The following is a 21706-nucleotide window of genomic DNA, read 5'->3' on the forward strand; positions in this document are numbered from 1 at the left end:
CGCCGTGCTCGCTCGCGGATCGCGGGCGCGGCGGCCGGCACCCTGCGGTCCGCGAGCGAGCACGGCGTGGCCGGCCGCGCGGTCGGCCAGCGGGCGCTCCGCGACGCGCTGCTCGACCACGTGGCCGTGCTGGTCACGCCGGACGACCCGCCCGGCCCGCCGGTCGAGGTGCCGCAGCGACTGGTGCAGGGGCTGATCCGGATGGGCTTCCTGGGCCCCGCTGACGGCCCGGCGGGCGCTCCCGCGGAGGCCGCCGTCCAGGTGCGGGTGGCCGGCCGTTGGGTCGGCCTGGTGGGACCATACGGAGCGGCCTGGTTGCAGAAGGCCACGGATCTCGCCGTGACGCCCCTGGCGACTCGTCCGAACGGATGACCCCTGGTCATTCTTCTGGGCCCAGGCGGTCGTTGGGGGGGTGCTTCAACCCGGCTGTCCGGGTACCGTCCATCCTCGGATCCAACGCACCGTAGGCGGCTGGATCCGCTGGGGAGTGAGGTGCGCGAGCGATGCCGTGGTGGTCATGGCGCCCGGGTCCCGCCGAGGGCGGCGAGCCGGAAACCCGAAGCGGGGTCACAGTGGAGAGCGCGGTCCGTGTCGGACCGCCCAGCCCTCGCCAGCCGGGGGACGACTGCCCGGGCAACGAGCGGCCCGTGCTGACCGAGATGCCGGCCACCGTCGAGCCGGTGAGCCTGCGCCGGGTGTGTGACGCACTCGATCTGCTCGACGTGCGATACCTGGCCGACGGCGACGGCAACCTGCTGGCCATGTGGGAGCGGCACGCCGTGCTGGTCACCCTCGAGGGGCCGGAGGACGAGATCCTGGTGATGCGGGCCCGTCCGCACGCCACGGTGCCGCCGGACTGGGCCGACCGGGCCTACCGGGTGGTCAACGAGTGGAACCACACCCGTCGGTTCTGCAAGGCGTACATCGGTGACCCGACCGAGCGCGGGCAGCTGCCGATCTACGCCGAGCTTCAGGTGCCGCTCGCTGCCGGCACCCACGACGCGCTGCTGGTGGAGATGCTCGACTGCGGCGCCGCCGTGGCCACCAGCTTCGTGGACTGGCTGCACGACGAGGGCGCGCTGCTCTGAGGCCGCCGCCGGGCGGGTGCCGGTGCGGGCCCGTCAGGCGCCGTCGGCCGCGTCCTCCATGGCGTTGACCATGAAGTACGCGGCCCGCTCCAGGTAGTCCCAGAGAGCGCCGGCGACCTGCGGCTCCAGGTCGAGCCGGTCCACGGCGCGGCGCATGTGCCGCAGCCAGGCGTCCCGCTCGGCCAGACCGATGCGGAACGGGGCGTGCCGCATCCGCAGCCGTGGGTGCCCCCGCTGGGCGGAGTACGTGTTCGGGCCGCCCCAGTACTGCATCAGGAACAGGGTCAGCCGGTCCGCCGCCGGGCCCAGGTCCTCCTCCGGGTACATGGGCCGCAGCAGGGGATCGGTGGCGACGCCGGCGTAGAACTCGTCCACCAGCTTGCGGAAGGTGGGTTCACCGCCGACCGCCTCGAAGAGGGTTGTCGACGCACCGGGACGGTCGGATTCGCCTGCGGGGTTCACCGTTCCATCCTGCCAGGTGTGGCCGGGGCCAGCCCGACCCGGACGCCGTGCGTCGGGTCACGCCGGCCCGCTCCTGTCGGCGCGGCAGGGGCCGGCTCAGGTGACCGCGTGCCGGCGGCGGCCGTCACCGGTGCGCGGCTCGGGGCCCGCCGCCGTGCCGTCGGCGGTCGGGCCGTCCAGGCTCGGCTCGCTGCCCGGTGACTCGGCGTTGGCGGCGGTCGCCGCCGCGATCGCCCCGTCCACCGTCTGCTTCTCCGGCCAGCGCAGCGCGGCCACCGTCATCAGCAGCACCCCGGCCGCGCTCCACACGCCGACCACCAGCGGGATGTCGAACCGCTCGGCGAGCAACCCGGTGACCAGCACCGCCACACCCTGGATGACCTGCACACCGGTGGCCATCACGCCGAACGCGCGGGCCCGGAAGGCGGCGGGCAGCGCCTGGACGAACAGCCCGTTGGCCATCGGCATCATGCCGGCGACCGCGAAGCCGCAGAGCGCCGCGAGCAGCGCCACCACCAGCGGCGGCGGGTCGAACAGCGCCGGCACGAGCACCAGTGGGGCGAACACGGCCAGCGGCCGCATCAGTGCCAGCCGACGGGCCGGGCCGAACAGTCGGCTCACCAGCAGCCCGCCGAGGATGAAACCGACCGGGTTGGCCACCATGATCACCGCCTGTGCCACGCCGGCGTCCAGGTCGCCGCCGGCATCCTTGTTGGCCCAGGCCGCCGCCAGCCCCTCCGGAACGATCGAGAAGAGCATCGCGCTGAACACCAGCACCGCGATGGCCCGCAGCACCGGTGTGCCGAAGACGATCTGGAATCCCTGAGCGGTCTCGCGGAGCAGGTGGCTACGGTGCGCGGTGGTCATCAGTGGGGCCCGGTCGCGAACGCCCAGGCGGACGATCAGCGCCGAGATGGCGAAGGTCAACGCGTTGATCAGCAGCGCGAGGGCCGGGTCGATCGCGGCGACCGCGGCGCCGATCAGGTAGCCGACGACCTGGGCGGCCTGCCCGACGCTGCTGTTCAGCGACAACCCGAGCACCAGCCGGTCCCCGGCGAGGATCTGCGGTACCAGTGCGGACTTCGCCGCCTGGCTCGGCGGGTTGGCCAGTGTGGCGGCGAAGATCAGCATCAGCACTGCCGGGACCGGCAGGTTCGGGATGGCGATGAGCAGCATCAGCGCCATCCGGATCACGTCACACGCCACCATCACCCGCCGGTACGGGTACCGCTCGGCGAGCGCGGCGAGCAGAGGGCCACCGAGCAGCCAGGGCAGGTAGCTGACCGCGAAGGCGGCGGCGGAGAGCGCGACGGACTCGGTCTGCTGATAGACGAGCAGGGTGACGGCGGCCTTCGCGACGTAGTCACCGACCCAGGAGAGGGCGCCGGCCGTGAAGACGGCCCGGAACTCGCGTTGGTCGAACACCTCGCGGAAAGTGGCTGGGCCTTCCACGGAAGGTCGCTCGTCGGGCACCGTCGCCTCCATCGGCCCCCGGGGTGACCGCTCGTGGCAGCCCGGCCGGGAACACTCGTCAGATCTACGGATCAGCGAGGATGTGATCACGCTCCGGCGGGAACGCGTGCTCCGGATTCTGCCCGATCGTCTGACAACTAGCTAGCGCGAACGGATCGTTCGTCGCATCCCCGACTGAACGAACGGACGATACCTGAGGGGCCGGGTGGCCCGCGACCCCTGGATTCGCGGACAGTGCCCGCCGGGTCAGGTTGCGCCGCCCTGACCAGTCTCGCCGTCGGCCAGCGGCCGGACCGGTAGACCGGGATAAATGCGCGAGGAGGCGATCTGTGCGGTGATCCCCGAGTTCTCCAGCGCCTCCGCCAGCCGTCGGCGCAGCTCCCGTCCCACCGCGAACTGCCCGTCGGCGGTCGTCTTCACCACGGTCCGGATCACCGCGCCGTCCACCGTCATCTGTTCGACGCCCAGCACCTCCGGCGCCTCCACGATCTCCGGCGACAGCTCCGGGTCCACCGCCACCGACGCGGCGGCGGTCCGCAGCACGGCGGTCGCCTCCTCGGTGCCGCTGAAGCCGATCGGGAGGTCCACCACGACCAGGGCCCACCCCTGGCTCTTGTTGCCCACCCGGATGATCTCGCCGTTGCGGATGTACCAGAGGACACCGCGGCCGTCGCGCACGGTGGTGACCCGCAGCCCGACCGACTCGACCACACCGGTCGCCTCGCCCAGGTCGACGGTGTCACCCACGCCGTACTGGTCCTCGATCAGCATGAACAACCCGGCGATCAGGTCCTTGACGAGGCTCTGCGCGCCGAAGCCCAGCGCGACGCCGGCGATCCCGGCGCTGGCCAGCAGCGGAGCCAGGTCGAAGCTGAACTCGCGCAGGATCATCAGCAGCGCGATGCCGAAGACGAACGCGGTGGTCAGGCTGCGCAGCACCGAACCGATCGCCTCGGCCCGCTGTCGACGCCGCTCCGGCACGAACTCGGTGGGATCGGCCGCGGCGGTGGGCACCCGTTCGCGCAGTGGCCGCAGCATCGTCGGCACCGCACCGTCGGTGGTGGTCCGGACCAGCCGGTCGATCGTCCGGTGCAACGCCCAGCGGGCGAACATCGCCAGCGCCACGATCAGCAGCACCCGCAGCGGCTTGAGCAGGATCCAGTAGCTGCCCTCGGCGAACCAGGCCGAGTGGGTCATCCGGTACAGGAATTCGCAGGAGGAACTGCCCTGGCAGTTCACCGACGGTGCGGTGGACAGGGCAAGGGGCGTCACGCTGGCGGCACTCACCCTGTCTTCGTACCGCAAGGGGTCGGCAGGCCCGCCGCCGACCCACCGGCTGCCGCTCAGCGGTCGGGTGACGGGCGGGCAACGAGCCGGATCCGGCGGATCCCCGGCACTGCCAGACTGATCAGCAGCACGCCCATGCCGGCCCAGATCCCGAACGCGAAGGACGTGGAGTGCCGCTCGGCCAGCATCCCGAGACCGGGGCGGGCCACGGCGATACCGACGCCACCGACACAGGCGATAACCCCGAATACCGTGGCGCGTACCGCTCGTGGGGTGACCTCGTTGGTGAAGACCTCCAGCACCGTCAGGCCGAGGGTGTATCCGAATCCCATCATCGGCAGGAAGAGGAACGGGCCGAGCCGGTCCACCTGGTTGGTCGCCACCAGCGCGGCAAGGATGAGGAGGAACGCGGCGCTCAGCGCCTTCGCGCGGTGCGGCGTGCGGACGTATCCGGCGACCAGCCCACCGAGCGCCGAGGCGGCCGCGAACACCCCGTACATCCATCCGGTGACCTGCGCGGACAGGCCCAGATGCAGCGCGAGTGGCTGGAAGAGGATGCGGGCACTCCAGCCGAACAGCAGCAGCAGCGCCCCCAACTGAACGGCCTGGCGTACCCGGGGGTCGGCTGCCGCGCCCCGGATGTCCGCCAGCACCGAGGCGAGCGTGGCGACCACCCGTGAGCCGGCGATCTCCGGCAGCGTGTACGCGAGCAGCAACGCGACCGCGGCCAGTGCGGCGGTGACGGCGAACGGGAGCCGGTGGTCCACGTCGTACAGGTAGCCCGCGGCCAGCAACGAGACGAGCACGGATATGTTGCCGGCCGCCCGTACCAGCCCGAACGCCCTGGCCGGGTTGATGTCGAGAGCGTCCTGGGCGCACAGCTCGTACAGGTAGGTGCTGGCGGCGCCGGACGACAACGCCCACAGCACACCCCAGAGCACCCACGCTCCGAACAGCACCTGCACGGAGCGGATCTGCGTGATGACGGTGAAGGTCAGCACCGTCGTACCGGCCAACGTCAGATAGGTGAGCCGCCGCCCGATCCGGTCGGCGACCAGCCCCACCGGGAACTCGCAGATCACCGAGACGATCCGGAACGCTCCGTCGGCGAGCACCGCCGTTGTCAGCGGGAAGCCCAGGTCGAGCAGATAGATCAGCCAGATGGGAAACCAGAACTGCACTTCGAGCAGGAACTGGGTGATCGCCAGCGTCCGGATCGGGCGACTGCGCAGGGCTGTTCGCATCAGGTCCGGTCGCGACGGAAGAACAAATACATGATCACCAGCAGCAGCGACACCATGCCGGAGGTGATCAGAATGGCGTCCGCCGGCTGCCCGGCGATCCACCCCATGATGGACGAGCGTCCCAGGTCGTAGACCGCCATACCGGGGTCGCTGGTCATCGAGCGCCCGAACTCGGTCACCGCGAGCGCCGTGCCCAGGATCGACGTCACACCGATACCCAGCAGGATGAGGTCGGTGAACATCGCCGAACGAGTCGTGCGCCGTGCAGCCAGTTCGGCCAGGCGACGGTCGCAGACCTCGATCTTGAAACGGACCGGCTGCGCCAGGAGGCTCTCGTAGTCCCAGAACTCGAGGATGGCGTCCATCTCCGCACGTACCGCGCGCTTGAGGTACTTCGACAGGTCCTGCCGCTCCATGATGATCAGCTCGGCGCGCTGGCTCAGCCCCAGCAGGTTCCCCTTGAGCTGCTCCAGTTCCCAGCGGGAACCCGCCGCCGCCGAATCCGCGAGGATCTTCGACAGTCGGCTGTCGATCCGGTCGAGCGCGCCGTAGAACACCTGCGCGTAGCGCAGGGCGTCCCACTGGTCGCGGAACGGGTCACCGGGCAGCATCCGGCCGCCCACCCCGGTGCGGTCCAGGAAGAGGTAGTTCAGCCAGCGGACCAGGTGTTCCAGGTCGCCGTCGAGCAGCCGGTCCGCCGGGCTACGGACGTCGTCGGCGATCACCACGTCTTTGATCCAGTGTCGCGTCACCGCATCGGCTCCCGGCTCGGCCGGGTCGAGTATGAGGCTGCGGGTGACCCAGAGCGGTTCGCCGAACTCCGCCGTCAACGGGTCGTCTTCAGGGGTGGCAGGGACCAGGATCCGGTCGTCCCGGTCGGCCGTGCGCAGCAGACGCAGCAGCGGGTCCAGGTACTGCGCGACGACCTCCCGCGCCACCCGCTCACCCATCGCCACCGCTCGGGCCTGGAGTTCGTCGAGCCGGTTCGCCAGTCCATCGGTGTGCTCGCCGGGCCGTGGATCAACGTCCGTCAGTATCTCCAGCAACATCAGGCCGTGGTCGTAGAGCCGAAAGCTGATCTCGATGACCCCGGCCTGCGGGTCGCTGGTGACACCGCTGAACTCACCTGGCAGGTGCTCGGGGTGCAGCGCGCCGGTGAGGACGTGCATCGTGCGCTCGATGGCATGATCATCGATGGTGCGGTAGAGGTTCAAGGAACGTGTGGCCCGCGTGTGCTCCAGCACGACGGACGGGGGACGCCAGGGTTGATCCGCCACCGGGCCCGGGGCCAGGGCCCTGAGCAGCTCGTCCACCGCCGGCTGCTGTTCGGCCCAGAACCGCGCGTACCCGTGCGGATCGCGTAGCGACGCACCCGGCACGGCGTAGTAGTCCACCGTCACCGGGGCCAGGATCCGTAACTGGATCATCATGCCCCCGGATCGAGCAGCAGGGCTCGGGCATCGACGTGCAGCACCCGGCCCTGCGCGGGACCGTTGGTGATCTTCACCTTGACGAGGACCTGGGCCGGCGGCGGGCCTGCGGTTTCGACGAACGCCTCGGGCCAGGCCAGCACCTGCGCCCTGGTGCCCTTCGGGGCGAGCAGAACCCGCTTGCCTCCCTGGTCGAGGAGTTCCACCAGGCCTGACGCTGCGACCGGCGTCAGGGTCACCTCGCGGGATGCGGACGGTTCGAGTTCGGCGACGATGTCCTCGTACTCCTGGCTCTGACGCATCTTCGTGAGCATCGCGTTGAGCTTCGCCATCACCGAGGCGGCCTCGTCGGTGTCCGCCATCATGAAGTGCAGGCCCTGCACGGAATGCACCAGCGGGCTGTCGCCCTGGAGGTGACCGAAGTCCCCGGCGTCACCGGCGAAGGACGGGTCGGCGAGCACCGCCTGCCCGGAGAGCAGCCCTTCGGCGAGCAGGTCGATCCGGCCGTCGGCGAGCGCCCGGAAGCCCTCCAGGGTCGATCCGAACTCCACGAATTCGGGAACAGCGGACTCCAGTTCGTCCCAGTAGTCGTACCCGGCTATCCCGCCCACCCGTAACGCACCGAGGTCGCCGGCGGACGAGATCTTCGGCTCGCCGCTGCGGCGGTTGTAGAACAGCACGTACTCGAAGTCGATGAGCGGGTCGGACAGGAGGAACTTGTTACGCCGTGGCTCGCTGCCCACCAGCGGGAACGCCCCGATGGAGGCACCGGAGGAGACCTTCTCCTCGGCCAGGGCCCAGGACGTGTACCTGACTTCGGGGGAGTATCCCGACCGGCTGAGCAACTCGACGACCAACTGCGTCACCGGCCCGCCGTCGGGCAGATCGGGACCCACGAACGGCGCCCACGCGCCGCTGGAGACCAACACGGCCCGGGACGGTGCGGTGGGGGAGTTGCGCAGTCCGACGGCCACGATCCCCGTGGCCGCGACCACCGCCCCCACCAGGACCAGCGCCGGCGCCCAGCTCCGAAGCGGCTTCAGCCGGACGGACAGTCGGCGTGAGTTCGGGGTCACGACCGGCGATCCTATCGGGACCGATCAACTCGGCCGTCGACGAGCGTTATGCCTCAGAGGCATGTTTATGCCTCACAGGTATCGCGCTCACAACACCGACCGGCCCCGACATCGGTGGGGCTGGCGCCGCCCATCGCAGACCGAACGGGCCGCGATTCCACCGGTGGGGGTGATCCGCTTACCAGAAGCAAGATTAGTACGTGCAATCCGGGGTCCGATCAGGGACTATTGGCGCAACGGACGTCGGTGATCGGACCGGCGTCGACCGTGTGGGTCGTCGTGCCCCAACTCCGGTCGGCGGCGGCGCCCAGCAGCCGCTGAACCGGGAGGGTGAGCGCGATGCCTGACATACGACCCACGGTGGGCTCTGGCGCGTTGGTCCTCAACGCCACCTACGAGCCGCTGTGTGTCGTGTCGGTGCGTCGAGCAGCCATCCTCGTCCTCTCCGCCAAGGCGGTCTGCGTGGCCGACGGTGACGGCATTCTGCACAGCGCTCGGGACGCGCTCCCGGTGCCGTCGGTCGTCCGGTTGACCCGCTTCGTCCGGGTCCCCTACCGCACCCACGTCGGGCTGTCCCGCCGAGCGATCTTCGCCCGGGACGGGTGGCGGTGCGCCTACTGCCGAGGCCCGGCGGAGACCATCGACCACGTCTTTCCGCGCAGCCGGGGCGGCCGGCACGCATGGGAGAACGTGGTCGCCGCGTGCGCGCGGTGCAACCACACCAAAGGTGACAAGACCCCGGCGGAGCTGGGCTGGCGGCTGCACGCCCTGCCGGCCGCGCCGAAAGGCACCGCCTGGCGGGTGCTCGGGCACCGCGCTCCCGACCCGCGCTGGGCCGACTGGCTCGACCTGCGTGAGCCCGAAGCCGCCGCCTGACCGAGGCCCCGGCCTCAACCGGAACGAGCCTTGACCAGCGAAGCGAACACCACCACGTTGTCCGAGTAGCCGGTCTCGCCCCCGACCCAGCGACCGCCGCAGGTGATCAGCCGCAGGCTCGGACGGCTGAAGTCGCCGTACACCTCGTCGACCGGCAGCCTCCCTTTGTCGAAGCGCTCCACCGAATCGACCTCGAAGACGGCCACGCTGCCGTCGGAGCGGGTGACCTCGACCTGATCGCCGGACCGCAGCTCCCGGAGCTGGTGGAAGACCGCGGGTCCGGTGGTGGTGTCCACGTGCCCGACGATCACCGCGGGGCCGTACTGGCCAGGTGTGGGGCCCTGGTCGTACCAGCCGGCCTCCTGGGCGCGGGCCGTGTCCGGAACGGCGATGGTGCCGTCCGGGGCGATGCCCACGTTGTGCACCGGCGCCTGCAGATCGAGCGTGCGGATGGCGAGACCCGTCGGGCGGCTGGCCGGCAGTACCGGAAACTTCTTCGGCGGCGGCCGCAGGCCGGCGCTGAGCCGGTCGGGCAGCATGCTGATTCCGGTCACCTGCTCAACGCCGAGCATCGCCACGATCAGCACCATGAGCGCGGCGACGGCCAGCACCGGCACTCCCGGACCGGTGCCCAGCCGCCGCCGGGCCAGCGGCGACCCGGCCGGGCGGCGTGGTGGCAGCGGACGGGCGGCCGGATCGGTGGTGGCGACGCTGGCCGTTCCCGCGTGCCCCGCGACCCTGCGGAGCCGGCCGGAGGCGCGGGCCAGCAGCCGGCCGGAGGCGCGCAGTGTCGCCCTCGCCCGGAAGCGGGCACCACGGTCCGGCCGCGCACGCGCGGTTCTGCGGCTCATGGCTGATCCGGCTCAGGAGCCGGCCCCGGTCCGGCGCCGACCCCCGGCCATGCCGAGTGCGACCGCAGTGGCCACCAGCGCGACCCCGCCGAGCACCAGCAGCGATCCGGTGCCGCGACCGCCGGCCGTGCCGCCGCCCCCGGTCGCCGGTCCCTTGCTGGGTGAGGCCATGTTCAGCACGGTCAGCATGGTCGAGGCCGTCTGGCCGTTCTGGCAGCGCAGGTCGACCGGGTAGTCGCCGGGCTGCTTGTTGCCCGGGACGGTGACCTCGCCGGTCAGGAAGCCCTTGTCCGGTCTGAGCATCACGTGCCCGAACGCGTCGGAGTGCACGTTGGCCTGCTCGTTGTTGTTGTTGTCGCAGCTCGCCCGGATATTGACCCGCTCGCCGGCCTGGACGCTGTTCGGTGTCACCTCGATGAAGGTGTTCTCACCAGCGCGTGCCGGCGTGACCGACATCAGGACGAATGCCCCGACCAGCCCGACCAGTGTCAGGGCGGCCGAGAACGCGCGGTTGATCGTGCGAAGACCCTGCATGATTTCCCCCTCCCGGCGACGACCGCCGGAACCCTCCCCTGGGCACCGCGCTGAATTCCCGCTGGCCCGGGGGCAAACCCGCAGGCGAGCAGGGCGCAGGGTGGGGTCAGCGGCGGCGGGAGGTGGTGCCGTCGGACGGGAGCGGGGTGATCGGCTGCCAGTCCAGGGGAGAGGACAGGACCATCGTGCTCGACGGCTGACCGTACGGGGCGAGTCGGTCGATGACCGCCTCGAACTCGCCGATCGAACCGGCCGCCACCTTGAGCATGCTGCACGCGTCCCCGGTGATCCGGTGGATCTCCAGGATCTCCGGCCAGCCGGCCACGGCCGGGTCGTGCAGGATGCATCGCGCGCCGTAGCAGGACATCCGGATCAGGGCGACCACGGTGCGGCCGGCCCGGGTCAGGTCGACGTGGGCGTGGTAGCCGGTGATCACACCGGCCTCCTCCAGCCGTCGGACCCGCTCGGCGACCGCTGGTGGGGACAGGTGCACCCGCCGGGACAGCTCGCTGAAGGAGAGCCGGGCGTCGGCCTGCAACTCGCGCACCAGCGCCCAGTCCATGTCGTCCACGCTCAGACCTTACTTTCGTGAACCGAATTCGCCTAGCTGCCTTCGTTTCGGTAGCTGCGCAGGGCGAGAGCCGTTGATCCGGCATTCCATCCGCCGATCTGACCGCGGGATCATGACGTCGTCCAGTCCGGGGGAGGGAGACGAACGGTGGATCAGACGGAGCGGCGGGCGCCGAACCGTGTCGCCACGGTGCGACCGGTGACCCCGCGACAGCGGGCCGCCCGCGCCGCACGCAACGGCGGAGAGCCGACGTTGGAGTTCGCCGAGCTGGTGCCGTACGACGCGTACGTGCAGGCGAGCGCCCTGCACCAGTTGCAGCGCCCGCTCAGCGCCGACCCGGGCGAGATGTCCTTCCTGGTGGTCAGCCAGATCATGGAGCTGTACTTCGGCCTGACCTGCCACGAGCTGCGGGAGACCCAGCGACTGCTGCGCGCCGACCGGGTCTGGGACGCGCTGGCCCCGCTGCGCCGCGCCGCGCTGCACCTGGAAGGGCTGAACGCCGCCTGGCAGGGCCTGCGCTGGATGACACCGGCCGACTTCAACCGGTTCCGCAACCTGCTCGGCGAGGGCTCCGGCTTCCAGTCGGCGATGTACCGGCAGCTGGAGTTCCTGCTCGGGCTGCGCGACCCGGCGCTGATCCGGCCGTTCCGCCGGCAGACCGAGGTGTACGCCGACCTCAGCGCCGCCCTGGCCAGCCCGAGCCTCTGGGACGACGTGCTCGCGCTGCTCGCCCGGCGCGGCTTCGACCTCCCCGCCGAGCTGCTCGACCGGGACGTGGCGGTCGAGCACGACCCGCAGCCGTCGGTCGAGGCGGCCTGGGTACGCATCTACTCCGACGCCGGCCCGGACAACCACCTGCGGCTGCTCGGCGAGGCGTTGAGCGGTGTCGCCGAGGAGTTCGGCGACTGGCGGTGGAACCACGTCAAGGCGGTGCAGCGGACAATGGGCGCCAAGGTCGGCAGCGGCGGATCCGCCGGACTGGCGTGGTTGCAGCGCAGCATGTCCCGGGTGGTCTTCCCGGAGCTGTGGTCGGCCCGTACCGCGATGTGACCGGAGAGCGAGACACCCCTGTGCACACCCCAGAAATCGAGCCACTGGCGGCCTCCGCCGCCGGCGAAGCGGAGCCACTGGGCTCCGCCGCCGGCGAAGCGGAGGCGCACCGCCTCGACGAGGCCGACCCGGGCCACCGCCACCTGTTCCACGTGCCGCCGGCGGACGGCGGCAGGGACCCCGAGTCGGCGTACCTCGCCGGCAACTCGCTCGGCCTGCAACCCCGGGCCACCCGCGACGAACTCCTCGCCGACCTGGACGCCTGGCAGCGGCTCGGCGTCGAGGGGCACCTGGAGGCGGAGCGGGCCTGGTTGCCGTACCACGAGCTGTTGACGGCGCCGGCGGCCCGACTGGTCGGCGCCCGGCCCGCGGAGACCGTGGTGATGAACTCGCTCACGGTCAACCTGCACCTGTTGATGGTCAGCTTCTACCGCCCGGCCGGCGCCCGCACCCGCATCGTCATCGAGGACGCCGCGTTTCCCTCGGACAGCTACGCGGTGCGCAGCCAGGCCCGGTTCCACGGCCTGGACCCGGACGACACCGTGGTCCGGCTGCGCCCGCGCCCCGGCGAGGACGCCCTGCGCACCGAGGACGTGACCGGATACCTGGCCGCCGAGGGCGACCGGGTGGCGCTGGTGCTGCTCGGCGGGGTCAACTACCTGACCGGCGAGCTGTTGGACATCCCGGCGATCACGGCCGCCGGCCGGGCGGCCGGCGCGGTGGTCGGGTGGGACCTGGCGCACGCGGTCGGCAACGTGCCGCTGGCCCTGCACGACTGGGACGTCGACTTCGCGGCCTGGTGCTCCTACAAGTACCTGAACTCGGGGCCGGGTGCGCTGGCCGGCGTCTTCGTGCACGAGCGGCACCTCGGCGACCCCGACCTGCCCCGCTTCGAGGGTTGGTGGAGCACCGCGGCGGCCACCCGGTTCGAGATGACCCCGGTGTCCCGGCCACCAGCCACTGTGGAGGCCTGGCAGATCTCCAACCCGCCCATCTTCGCGATGGGCCCGGTACGCACCTCGCTGGAGCTGTTCGACGCCGTCGGCATGCCGGCGTTGCGCGCGCGCAGCCTGCGGCTCACCGGCTGGCTGGAGCGCCTGCTCGACGAGGTCACCGCCGACCGGCCGCTGCGCGTCATCACCCCGCGCGACCCGGCCCGGCGGGGCGCCCAGCTCTCGGTGCGGATCGGCTCCGGCAGCGCCGCCGAGCTGACCAAGCGCCTGCGGCACGAACACGGCGTGATCGCGGACGCCCGGGAGCCGGACGTCGTCCGGTTCGCCCCGGTGCCGCTCTACTCCACGTACCACGACTGTTGGCGGGCCGCCGCCGCGCTCGCCGCGACCGTCGGCCAGGTGTCCTCATGACCTCCCGGCGCGACGAGGTCGCGATCATCGGCGCCGGGCTGGCCGGTTGCCTGGCCGCCTGCTTCCTGGCCCGGCGCGGCTACCCGGTGGCGCTCTACGAGCGCCGGCCGGACCCGCGTGCGGGCACGGCGGAGCGGGGTCGCTCCATCAACCTGGCGCTCTCCGAGCGCGGGCTGGACGCGCTGCGCCGAATCGGCCTCGCCGAGCAGGTGATGACCGACGCGCTGCCGATGCGCGGCCGGATGATCCACCCGGTCGAGGGTGAGCCGCAGTTCCAGTCGTACAGCGCGGCCGGTGACCGGGCGATCAACTCGATCAGCCGGGGCGCGCTGAACAACGCTTTGCTGGACGCTGCGGCCGCGCTGCCCGGCGTGCGGATCGTCTTCGATCACCGGCTGGTCGGGCTCGACCCGACCGACGGTGGCCTGACCTTCGACACCCCGCAGGGCCCGGTCACCGCCAAGGCGTCGGTGGTGCTGGGCGCCGACGGCGCGGGCTCCGCGGTACGCGGGCAACTGCTGGCGCACGGGTTGCTGAGCGAGAGCGTGGATTTCCTCGACTACGGCTACAAGGAGCTGACCCTGCCGCCGCTGGGCGGGGATTTCGCGTTGGACCCGGACGCCCTGCACATCTGGCCGCGCGGCACCTCGATGATGATCGCGCTGCCCAACCCGGACCGCTCGTTCACCTGCACCTTGTTCTGGCCCAACGAGGGCGCCGGCAGCTTCGCCTCGCTGGACAGCCCGGCGGCCGTCGAACGGCACTTCGCCCAGCACTACCCGGACGTGATTCCGCTGGCGCCGCACCTGGTGGACGACTACCAGCACAACCCGGTGGGCGTGCTCGGCACGGTCCGCTGCACACCCTGGCAGGTGAACGGCACGGTCGGCCTGCTCGGCGACGCGGCGCACGCCATCGTGCCGTTCTACGGCCAGGGCGCCAACTGCGCCTTCGAGGACGTGGTGGAGCTGGACCGCTGTCTCGACGAGTGCGCCGACGAGTGGGCCACGGCGCTGCCACTGTTCCAGCGACGGCGGCAGGAGAACGCCGAGGCCATCGCGAAGATGGCGTTGACCAACTTCGTGGAGATGCGGGACAAGGTCGCCTCCCCGGTCTTCCAGCTCGGCCGCCGGGTGGAGCACGCACTGGAACGGGCGCTGCCCGGCCGGTACGTTTCCCAGTACGAACTGGTGTCCTTCTCCACCACCCCGTACGCCGAGGTCCGCCGCCGGGTCCGCCGGCAGCACCGGGCGCTCGGCGTGCTCGCCGGTGGCGCCGCGCTGCTGCTGGTCGGCGCGATCGGCGCAGCGCTCAGCCGAGGGAGGCGCGCATGACCGGCAACTGGGATCCGCGGCTGATGGCCGGCCGGGCGCCGGCCGGGCCGCCACGGCTGCGTAACTTCGTCGCCGGCGAGTTCGTCGACGGTGGGCCGACGTTCACCAAGGTCAGCCCGGTCACCGGTGAGCCGGTGTTCGAGGTTGCCGAGGCGTCGAAGTCCACGGTGGACGACGCGGTCGCCGCCGCCCGGGCGGCGCTGCGCGGGCCGTGGGGCCGGATGGGCGAGCGGGAGCGCGCCGAGGTGCTGCGCCGGGTCGCCGACGAGCTGGAACGCCGCTTCGACGACCTGGTCACCGCCGAGGTCGCCGACACCGGCAAGTCCATCGCGCAGGCCCGCACGCTGGACATCCCCCGGGGCGCGGCCAACTTCCGGGCGTTCGCGGAGATCGTGGCGACCGCGCCGACCGAGTCGTTCACCACGGTCACGCCGACCGGCGGCCGGGCGCTCAACTACGCGGTCCGCAAGCCGGTCGGCGTGGTCGCGGTGATCGTGCCGTGGAACCTGCCGCTGCTGCTGCTCACCTGGAAGGTGGCCCCCGCGCTGGCCTGCGGCAACGCCGTGATCGTCAAGCCCAGCGAGGAGACGCCGGCCTCGGCGACGGTGCTCGCCGAGGTGATGGCCGCCGCCGGCGTGCCGGACGGCGTGTTCAACCTGGTGCACGGGTTCGGGCCCGGCTCGGCCGGCGAGTTCCTCACCCGGCACCCCGGGGTGGACGCGATCACCTTCACCGGCGAGTCGGCGACCGGTGGCGCGATCATGCGGGCCGCCGCCGACGGGGTGAAGGCGGTGAGCTTCGAGCTGGGCGGCAAGAACGCCGGGCTGGTCTTCGCCGACGCCGACCTGGACGCCGCGGTGGCCGGCTCGGTGCGTTCCAGCTTCACCAACGGCGGGCAGGTCTGCCTCTGCACCGAGCGCATCTACGTCCAGCGTCCGATCTTCGAGGAGTTCACCGCCCGGCTGGCGAAGCGGGCCGGCGAGCTGGCGTACGGCTGGCCGACCGACGAGGCCACCGCCACCATGCCGCTGATCTCCCACCAGCACCGGGCCAAGGTGCTCGGCCACTACGAGCTGGCCCGCGCCGAGGGCGCCGAGGTGCTCACCGGCGGCGGCACGCCCACCTTCGGCGACGCCCGTGACGGCGGGTCGTACGTGCAGCCGACGGTGCTCACCGGGCTCGGCGCGGACGCCCGCACCAACCGTGAGGAGATCTTCGGCCCGGTGGTGCACGTCGCGCCGTTCGACACGGAGGACGAGGCGTACGCCCTCGCCAACGGCACCGAGTACGGCCTGGCGGCGACGGTGTGGACCCGCGACGTGGGCCGTGCGCACCAGGCGGGTCTCCGGCTGGACGCGGGCATCGTCTGGGTCAACACCTGGTTCCTGCGCGACCTGCGCACCCCGTTCGGCGGGGTCAAGGCGTCCGGCATCGGCCGTGAGGGTGGCGTGCACTCGTTGAACTTCTACTCCGAACTCACCAACGTCTGCGTGGACCTGTCGTGAGCCGTCGCAGCGAGGAACGGGCATGAAAGCTGACATCGAGGCCGCGAACCGGGAGCTGGCCGAGGCCCGCACCACCGGCAAGCCGTGCCCACCGCTGCGCGGCCGGCTGCTGGCCGAGGGCGACGTCGAGTCGGCGTACCGCGTGCAGCAGCTCCAGTCGCGGGCCTGGCAGGGCCAGGGTGAGCGCCGGGTCGGCGCGAAGATCGGGCTGACCTCCCGGTCGGTGCAGGAGAGCTTCGGGGTCTTCCAGCCGGACTTCGGCATGCTGACCGACGCGATGGCCGTCGCCGACGGTGCCGAGGTGGCCATCGACCGGCTGCTCCAGCCGCGGGTCGAGGCGGAGATCGCGTTCGTGCTCGGCAAGGACCTGCCCGACCCGCGGATCACCACGGCCGACCTGGTCCGCGCCGTCGACCACGTGCTGCCGGCGATCGAGATCGTCGACTCGCGGATCGCCGCCTGGGACATCTCCATCGTGGACACCGTCGCCGACAACGCCTCCAGCGGGCTCTTCGTGCTCGGCACCAGCCCGCGCCGGCTCGCCGACGTCGACCTGCGGCTCTGCGGAATGGTGCTGGAGCACGCCAGCGAGCCGGTCTCGGTCGGCGCCGGCGCGGCCTGCCTGGGCAACCCGCTGCACGCCCTGCACTGGCTGGCCGGCACCCTCGCGCACGCCGGTGACCCGCTGCGGGCCGGGGACGTGGTGCTCTCCGGGGCGCTCGGCCCGATGGTGCCGGTCACGCCGGGCGCCGCGTACGAGGCACGGATCTCCGGGCTGGGCTCGGTGCGGACCATCTTCAGCGACAGGGGCGGCGAGTGACCACTGACGTGGCGGTGCTGGGATCAGGGAACATCGGCACCGACCTGATGATCAAGGTGTTGCGGCTCAGCACCGAGCTGCGGATGGTGGCGATGGCCGGCATCGACCCGGCCTCCGACGGCCTGGCCCGGGCCCGCCGGCTCGGCGTGGCCACCACCGCCGACGGCGTGGACGGGCTGGTCGCGATGCCGGAGTTCGCCGACGTCGAGCTGGTCTTCGACGCCACGTCGGCCGGCGCGCACCGGCGCCACGACGAGGTGCTGCGCGCGCACGGCCGCACCGTGGTCGACCTGACCCCGGCCGCGCTCGGCCCGTACGTGGTGCCACCGGTCAACCTGGACGAGCACCTGCACGAGCCGAACGTGAACATGGTGACCTGCGGCGGGCAGGCGACCGTGCCGATCGTCGCCGCGGTACGCCGGGTCACCCCGGTGGCGTACGGCGAGATCGTCGCGTCGATCGCGTCGAAGTCGGCGGGGCCGGGCACCCGAGCCAACATCGACGAGTTCACCGAGACCACGGCCCGGGCCATCGAGGTGGTCGGCGGCGCCGAACGGGGCAAGGCGATCATCGTGCTGAACCCGGCGGACCCGCCGCTGCTGATGCGCGACACCGTCTACTGCCTCTGCCCGGACGTCGACGCCGACACCGCCGTCATCGCCGCCTCCGTGGCGGACATGGTGGCGACCGTGCAGGAGTACGTGCCCGGGTACCGCCTCAAGCAGGACGTGCAGTTCGACCGGGTCGAGGCGTACGTGCCGACGCTCGGACGTCAGCTCACCGCCCTGCAGGTGTCGGTCTTCCTGGAGGTCTCCGGGGCCGGGCACTACCTGCCGGCGTACGCCGGAAACCTGGACATCATGACCTCCGCCGCGCTGCGCACCGCGGAGCGGCTGGTCGCGCTGCGCTCGTCGGAGGTGACCGCACGATGACGGACCTGTACATCCAGGACGTGACGCTGCGCGACGGCATGCACGCCATCGCCCACCGGTACACGGTCGAGCAGGTTCGCGCCATCGCCGCCGCGCTGGACGCCGCCGGGGTGGCTGCGATCGAGGTGGCGCACGGCGACGGGCTCGCCGGCTCCAGCGTCAACTACGGCCACGGCGCGGCCAGCGACGCAGAGTGGATCTCGGCGGCCGCCGAGGTGCTGACCACGGCGAAGCTGACGACGCTGCTGCTGCCCGGCATCGGCACCATCGCCGACCTGAAGGCGGCGAAGGCGCTCGGGGTGACGAGCGTCCGCATCGCCACCCACTGCACCGAGGCCGACATCTCCCCCCAGCACATCTCGTGGGCGCGGGAGAACGGCATGGACGTGGCCGGGTTCCTGATGATGTCGCACATGAACGACCCGGCCGGGCTGGCCGGGCAGGCCAAGCTGATGGAGTCGTACGGGGCGCACTGCGTCTACGTCACCGACTCCGGGGGCCGGCTGCTGATGTCCGACGTGGCGCAGCGCGTCGACGCGTACCGGCAGGTGCTGGAGCCGGAGACGCAGATCGGCATCCACGCCCACCACAACCTGTCCCTCGGGGTGGCCAACAGCGTGCTCGCCGTCGAACACGGCCGGGTCACCGGGTCCGCCCCGGCCGACGCCGACGCGGCGCACGGCCGGACGGTGCGGGTGGACGCCTCCCTGGCCGGGATGGGCGCCGGCGCCGGCAACGCGCCGCTGGAGGTCTTCGTCGCGGTCGCCGAGCTGCACGGCTGGAAGCACGGCTGCGACGTGTTCGCGCTGATGGACGCCGCCGACGACCTGGTCCGCCCGTTGCAGGACCGGCCGGTCCAGGTGGACCGGGAGACGCTCTCCCTGGGGTACGCCGGGGTCTACTCCAGCTTCCTGCGGCACGCCGAACGGGCGTCGGCGAAGTACGGCGTCGACGTCCGGTCGATCCTGGTCGAGCTGGGTCGGCGCCGGATGGTCGGCGGCCAGGAGGACATGATCGTGGACGTGGCGCTGGACCTCGCCGGCAAGGAGCAGTCATGATCGGACCGGACATCGCGGGGATCGCCGAGAAGTTGGGCGCCGCCGCGGACACCGCCACCGCGATTCCGCAGCTCGCCGCCGAGGTGGGGCTGGACGTGCCGACCGCGTACGGGGTGCAGGCCGCGCTGGTGCAGCGCCGGTTGGACCGGGGCGAACGGCTGGTCGGGTTGAAGATGGGCCTGACCAGCCGGGCGAAGATGGCCCAGGTCGGCGTGGACGAGGTGATCTGGGGGCGGCTCACCGACACGATGCGGGTGCCCGACGGCGGCGCCGTCGACCCGACCGCGTACATCCACCCCCGGGTCGAGCCGGAGGTGGCGTTCCTGCTGGACCGGCTGCCCGAGCCGGGCGAGCCGGTCGGCGACTTCGCCTCGGCGGTCCGCGCGGTCGCCCCGGCCATCGAGCTGATCGACTCCCGGTACGCCGACTTCCGCTTCTCCCTCCCGGACGTGATCGCCGACAACACCTCGGCCGCCGCGTTCGTCATCGGGCCGTGGGCGCCGGTGCCGGCCGGGCTGGACAACCTCGGCGTGCTGCTGGAGGTCGACGGGCGGGTCGTCCAGGTCGGCTCGACGGCGGCGATCCTCGGCGATCCGCGCCGGGCGCTCGACGAGGGCATCCGGCTGGCCGGCCGGCACGGCGTACGGCTGGAGTCCGGGTGGGTCTTCCTGGCCGGCGCCGCCACGGCGGCTGTCCCGCTTCGTCCCGGCACCCACGTCCGCGCGGTCGTGGAGAAGCTCGGCACGGCGTCGCTGCGGGCCTCCGCGTGACCGCGCGGGTCGTGGCCGGCAAGGCCACACCGCGGGGGGCGTTTCCGCACGTCAAGGTCGCGGGCGGCTTCGTCTTCGTCTCCGGTACGTCGTCGCGGCGCCCGGACAACTCGTTCGCCGGTGTCGAGGTGGACGAGTTCGGGACCACGAACCTCGACATCCGGGTGCAGACGCGGGCGGTCATCGAGAACGTCCGGGATCTGCTGCGTTCGGTCGGCGCCGACCTGGCCGACCTCGTCCAGGTGACGTCGTACCTGGTCAACATGAACGACTTCGGTGGTTACAACGAGGTGTGGGCCGAGTTCTTCGACGCGTCGGGACCGACCCGCACGACGGTGGCGGTGCACCAGTTGCCGCACCCGCACCTGCTCATCGAGATTCAGGCCGTGGCCCTTCTTCCCTCGGGAGGTCAGTCGTGAGTGAGATCGCCGAGCCGTTCAGTTTTCCGGGATGGATCGCGGAGAACCAGCACCTGTTGAAGCCGCCGGTCGGCAACAAGGAGATGTTCCCCGGCGGGGACGACTTCATCGTGATGGTGGTGGGCGGGCCCAACCAGCGCACCGATTTCCACGTGGACCCGTACGAGGAGTTCTTCTACCAGGTCAAGGGCAACATGCACATCAACCTGATGACCCCGGAGGGGCCGCGTACGGTGCACGTGCGCGAGGGTCAGATGTGGATGCTGCCGCGGAACACCCCGCACTCGCCGCAGCGGCCGGAGGCCGGCTCGATCGGTGTCGTGGTCGAGCGGGTCCGCGAGGAGGGCACGCTGGAGACGTTCCAGTGGTACTGCCCGGAGTGCGGGCACAAGGTGCACGAGGTGGAGTTGCAGGTCCGGGACATCGCCGCCGACCTGCCGCCGGTGTTCCAGGCGTTCTACGCCGACGAGGCCGCGCGCACCTGCGCCAACTGCGGCACACTGCACCCGGGCAAGGGCTGATGCCCGCACGCGTGGTCGATGTGCACACGCACGTCGTACCGAAGGGATGGCCGGACCTCGGCGCCGCGTGCGGCGGGTCCGGCTGGCCGTGGCTGCGGGTCGACTCCGAGCGGGCCGCGATGATCATGGTGGGGGATTCGGAGTTCCGGCCGGTCGGCGCCGAGTGTTGGGACGCGGCGAGCCGACTGGCCGACATGGACGCGGACGGCGTGGACGTGCAGGTCGTGTCGCCGACCCCGGTCTTCTTCAGCTACGACCGCCCCGCCGACCAGGCGGTGAAGGTGGCCCGGATCTTCAACGACCTGACCCTGAAGGTCACCGCGGGCGGCGGCGACCGGCTGGTGCCGTTCTGCCAGGTGCCGTTGCAGGACCCGGACGCCGCCTGCGCCGAACTGGACCGCTGCCTGGCCGCCGGGCACGTCGGCGTGGAGATCGGCAACCACGTCGGTGACCGGGACCTCGACGACGCCGGCGTGGTCACCTTTCTCCAGCACTGCGCCGAGGTGGGCGCGCCGGTCTTCGTCCATCCGTGGGACATGCCGGGCGGCCCCCGGCTGGACCGGTGGATGGCCCGCTGGCTCACCGGGATGCCCGCCGAGACGCACCTGTCGGTGCTGGCCATGATCCTGGGCGGCGTCTTCGACCGGGTGCCGGAGACGTTACGGATCTGCTTCGCGCACGGCGGCGGCAGCTTCCCGTTCTGGCTGGGCCGCGCCGACAACGCCTGGCACCGCCGCGGCGACCTGGTCCGTGGCGCGTCGGCGGCTCCGCCCAGCAGCTACGTCGACCGGTTCAGCGTCGACTCGGTGGTCTTCGCGCCGCCCGCGCTGCGTCTGCTGGTCGACACCATGGGGGAGGACCGGGTGCTGGTCGGCAGCGACTACCCGTACCCCCTGGGTGAGCGGCCGGCCGGCGCGGTGGTCCGCGCGGCCGACTTCCTCACCGACGACCAGCGCGACAAGCTCCTCTCCACCAACGCCCTGCGCTTCCTGCACGGCTGACGCGGTCGGTGCAGGAGCAGATCTTGGACACTTTCCGTCC

At 71.8% G+C, this 21706-nt stretch carries 22 protein-coding genes and 1 pseudogene; 14 read left to right on the forward strand and 9 right to left on the reverse strand.

Annotated features, from left to right (window positions below):
- A pseudogene (locus EAD98_RS05315) lies at positions 1–372 on the forward strand (hypothetical protein); the annotation flags it as partial.
- A 131-nt stretch (positions 373–503) separates the two neighbouring features.
- Positions 504–1088, forward strand: a complete 585-nt coding sequence (locus EAD98_RS05320) for a YbjN domain-containing protein (RefSeq protein WP_121652960.1) — start codon at positions 504–506, stop codon at positions 1086–1088.
- A 33-nt stretch (positions 1089–1121) separates the two neighbouring features.
- Here EAD98_RS05320 and EAD98_RS05325 read toward each other — a convergent pair whose 3' ends face one another.
- The 6 genes from EAD98_RS05325 to EAD98_RS05350 all read right to left on the reverse strand — a co-directional run bounded on the left by EAD98_RS05325 (position 1122) and on the right by EAD98_RS05350 (position 8060).
- Positions 1122–1550: a globin gene (locus EAD98_RS05325; RefSeq protein ID WP_121652961.1), complete on the reverse strand. Its 429-nt coding sequence runs from the start codon at positions 1548–1550 to the stop codon at positions 1122–1124.
- Positions 1551–1646: 96 nt separating this feature from the next.
- Positions 1647–3035 (reverse strand): MFS transporter, encoded by a 1389-nt coding sequence (locus tag EAD98_RS05330; RefSeq protein ID WP_121652962.1) that lies wholly within the window; start codon positions 3033–3035, stop codon positions 1647–1649.
- 234 nt (positions 3036–3269) lie between these two features.
- Entirely contained in the window at positions 3270–4280 is a 1011-nt protein-coding gene (locus EAD98_RS05335; protein WP_233578230.1) for a mechanosensitive ion channel family protein, read from the reverse strand.
- An 86-nt stretch (positions 4281–4366) separates the two neighbouring features.
- On the reverse strand, positions 4367–5554 hold the full coding sequence (locus tag EAD98_RS05340; protein ID WP_121652964.1) for an MFS transporter: 1188 nt from the start codon (positions 5552–5554) through the stop codon (positions 4367–4369).
- Positions 5554–6984 carry a hypothetical protein gene (locus EAD98_RS05345; protein WP_147457337.1) on the reverse strand — a complete coding sequence of 477 codons (1431 nt, stop codon included), beginning with the start codon at positions 6982–6984 and terminating at the stop codon, positions 5554–5556. Before EAD98_RS05345 ends, EAD98_RS05340 begins: the two co-directional genes overlap by 1 nt.
- The gene (locus EAD98_RS05350) at positions 6981–8060 is read right to left on the reverse strand and encodes an ABC transporter substrate-binding protein (protein WP_158609770.1); all 1080 of its coding nucleotides are present in this window, start codon (positions 8058–8060) and stop codon (positions 6981–6983) included. Before EAD98_RS05350 ends, EAD98_RS05345 begins: the two co-directional genes overlap by 4 nt.
- 339 nt (positions 8061–8399) lie before the next feature.
- Here EAD98_RS05350 and EAD98_RS05355 point away from each other — a divergent pair, with 339 nt between their 5' ends.
- Positions 8400–8936: an HNH endonuclease gene (locus EAD98_RS05355; protein WP_074313833.1), complete on the forward strand. Its 537-nt coding sequence runs from the start codon at positions 8400–8402 to the stop codon at positions 8934–8936.
- 14 nt (positions 8937–8950) lie between these two features.
- Here the strand turns inward: EAD98_RS05355 and EAD98_RS05360 are convergent, their stop codons facing one another.
- The 3 genes from EAD98_RS05360 to EAD98_RS05370 form a co-directional block, all read right to left on the reverse strand.
- Positions 8951–9724: a class F sortase gene (locus EAD98_RS05360; protein ID WP_233583722.1), complete on the reverse strand. Its 774-nt coding sequence runs from the start codon at positions 9722–9724 to the stop codon at positions 8951–8953.
- A 75-nt stretch (positions 9725–9799) separates the two neighbouring features.
- Positions 9800–10273 carry a hypothetical protein gene (locus EAD98_RS05365; protein WP_121652983.1) on the reverse strand — a complete coding sequence of 158 codons (474 nt, stop codon included), beginning with the start codon at positions 10271–10273 and terminating at the stop codon, positions 9800–9802.
- A gap of 154 nt (positions 10274–10427) precedes the next feature.
- A complete protein-coding gene (locus tag EAD98_RS05370; RefSeq protein WP_121652968.1) occupies positions 10428–10892 on the reverse strand; it encodes an Lrp/AsnC family transcriptional regulator in 465 nt (154 codons plus the stop codon).
- A 147-nt stretch (positions 10893–11039) separates the two neighbouring features.
- Here EAD98_RS05370 and EAD98_RS05375 point away from each other — a divergent pair, with 147 nt between their 5' ends.
- The 11 genes from EAD98_RS05375 to EAD98_RS05425 all read left to right on the forward strand — a co-directional run bounded on the left by EAD98_RS05375 (position 11040) and on the right by EAD98_RS05425 (position 21666).
- The gene (locus EAD98_RS05375) at positions 11040–11942 is read left to right on the forward strand and encodes a tryptophan 2,3-dioxygenase (RefSeq protein ID WP_121652969.1); all 903 of its coding nucleotides are present in this window, start codon (positions 11040–11042) and stop codon (positions 11940–11942) included.
- 77 nt (positions 11943–12019) lie between these two features.
- Positions 12020–13306 (forward strand): kynureninase, encoded by a 1287-nt coding sequence (kynU, locus tag EAD98_RS05380; RefSeq protein ID WP_121652984.1) that lies wholly within the window; start codon positions 12020–12022, stop codon positions 13304–13306.
- Positions 13303–14640, forward strand: a complete 1338-nt coding sequence (locus EAD98_RS05385) for an NAD(P)/FAD-dependent oxidoreductase (protein WP_121652970.1) — start codon at positions 13303–13305, stop codon at positions 14638–14640. The genes kynU and EAD98_RS05385 overlap by 4 nt, the downstream gene beginning before the upstream one ends.
- Before the next feature lie 23 nt (positions 14641–14663).
- Positions 14664–16145, forward strand: coding sequence for a 2-hydroxymuconic semialdehyde dehydrogenase (locus EAD98_RS05390; protein WP_121652985.1), 1482 nt, complete (start codon positions 14664–14666; stop codon positions 16143–16145).
- 22 nt (positions 16146–16167) lie between these two features.
- Positions 16168–16965 (forward strand): 2-keto-4-pentenoate hydratase, encoded by a 798-nt coding sequence (locus EAD98_RS05395; protein WP_121652971.1) that lies wholly within the window; start codon positions 16168–16170, stop codon positions 16963–16965.
- Positions 16962–17897, forward strand: a complete 936-nt coding sequence (locus tag EAD98_RS05400; protein WP_121652972.1) for an acetaldehyde dehydrogenase (acetylating) — start codon at positions 16962–16964, stop codon at positions 17895–17897. Before EAD98_RS05395 ends, EAD98_RS05400 begins: the two co-directional genes overlap by 4 nt.
- Positions 17894–18955: a 4-hydroxy-2-oxovalerate aldolase gene (gene dmpG / locus EAD98_RS05405; RefSeq protein ID WP_121652973.1), complete on the forward strand. Its 1062-nt coding sequence runs from the start codon at positions 17894–17896 to the stop codon at positions 18953–18955. Before EAD98_RS05400 ends, dmpG begins: the two co-directional genes overlap by 4 nt.
- A complete protein-coding gene (locus EAD98_RS05410; RefSeq protein WP_121652974.1) occupies positions 18952–19725 on the forward strand; it encodes a 2-keto-4-pentenoate hydratase in 774 nt (257 codons plus the stop codon). Before dmpG ends, EAD98_RS05410 begins: the two co-directional genes overlap by 4 nt.
- Positions 19722–20144 carry a RidA family protein gene (locus EAD98_RS05415; protein WP_121652975.1) on the forward strand — a complete coding sequence of 141 codons (423 nt, stop codon included), beginning with the start codon at positions 19722–19724 and terminating at the stop codon, positions 20142–20144. The genes EAD98_RS05410 and EAD98_RS05415 overlap by 4 nt, the downstream gene beginning before the upstream one ends.
- The gene (locus tag EAD98_RS05420; protein ID WP_074313809.1) at positions 20141–20665 is read left to right on the forward strand and encodes a 3-hydroxyanthranilate 3,4-dioxygenase; all 525 of its coding nucleotides are present in this window, start codon (positions 20141–20143) and stop codon (positions 20663–20665) included. The genes EAD98_RS05415 and EAD98_RS05420 overlap by 4 nt, the downstream gene beginning before the upstream one ends.
- Positions 20665–21666: an amidohydrolase family protein gene (locus tag EAD98_RS05425; protein WP_121652976.1), complete on the forward strand. Its 1002-nt coding sequence runs from the start codon at positions 20665–20667 to the stop codon at positions 21664–21666. Before EAD98_RS05420 ends, EAD98_RS05425 begins: the two co-directional genes overlap by 1 nt.
- Positions 21667–21706 lie beyond the last annotated feature (40 nt).

This window comes from Micromonospora sp. CV4 (assembly GCF_003667455.1).
Taxonomy (GTDB): domain Bacteria; phylum Actinomycetota; class Actinomycetes; order Mycobacteriales; family Micromonosporaceae; genus Micromonospora.

Coding starts and splice junctions, on each gene's coding strand:
- EAD98_RS05340 (WP_121652964.1), bottom strand. CDS start 5,554: ATGCGAACAGCCCTGCGCAGTCGCCCGATCCGGACGCTGGCGATCACC.
- dmpG (WP_121652973.1), top strand. CDS start 17,894: ATGACGGACCTGTACATCCAGGACGTGACGCTGCGCGACGGCATGCAC.
- EAD98_RS05320 (WP_121652960.1), top strand. CDS start 504: ATGCCGTGGTGGTCATGGCGCCCGGGTCCCGCCGAGGGCGGCGAGCCG.
- EAD98_RS05345 (WP_147457337.1), bottom strand. CDS start 6,984: ATGATGATCCAGTTACGGATCCTGGCCCCGGTGACGGTGGACTACTAC.
- EAD98_RS05390 (WP_121652985.1), top strand. CDS start 14,664: ATGGCCGGCCGGGCGCCGGCCGGGCCGCCACGGCTGCGTAACTTCGTC.
- EAD98_RS05425 (WP_121652976.1), top strand. CDS start 20,665: ATGCCCGCACGCGTGGTCGATGTGCACACGCACGTCGTACCGAAGGGA.
- EAD98_RS05385 (WP_121652970.1), top strand. CDS start 13,303: ATGACCTCCCGGCGCGACGAGGTCGCGATCATCGGCGCCGGGCTGGCC.
- EAD98_RS05395 (WP_121652971.1), top strand. CDS start 16,168: ATGAAAGCTGACATCGAGGCCGCGAACCGGGAGCTGGCCGAGGCCCGC.
- EAD98_RS05330 (WP_121652962.1), bottom strand. CDS start 3,035: ATGGAGGCGACGGTGCCCGACGAGCGACCTTCCGTGGAAGGCCCAGCC.
- EAD98_RS05410 (WP_121652974.1), top strand. CDS start 18,952: ATGATCGGACCGGACATCGCGGGGATCGCCGAGAAGTTGGGCGCCGCC.
- EAD98_RS05355 (WP_074313833.1), top strand. CDS start 8,400: ATGCCTGACATACGACCCACGGTGGGCTCTGGCGCGTTGGTCCTCAAC.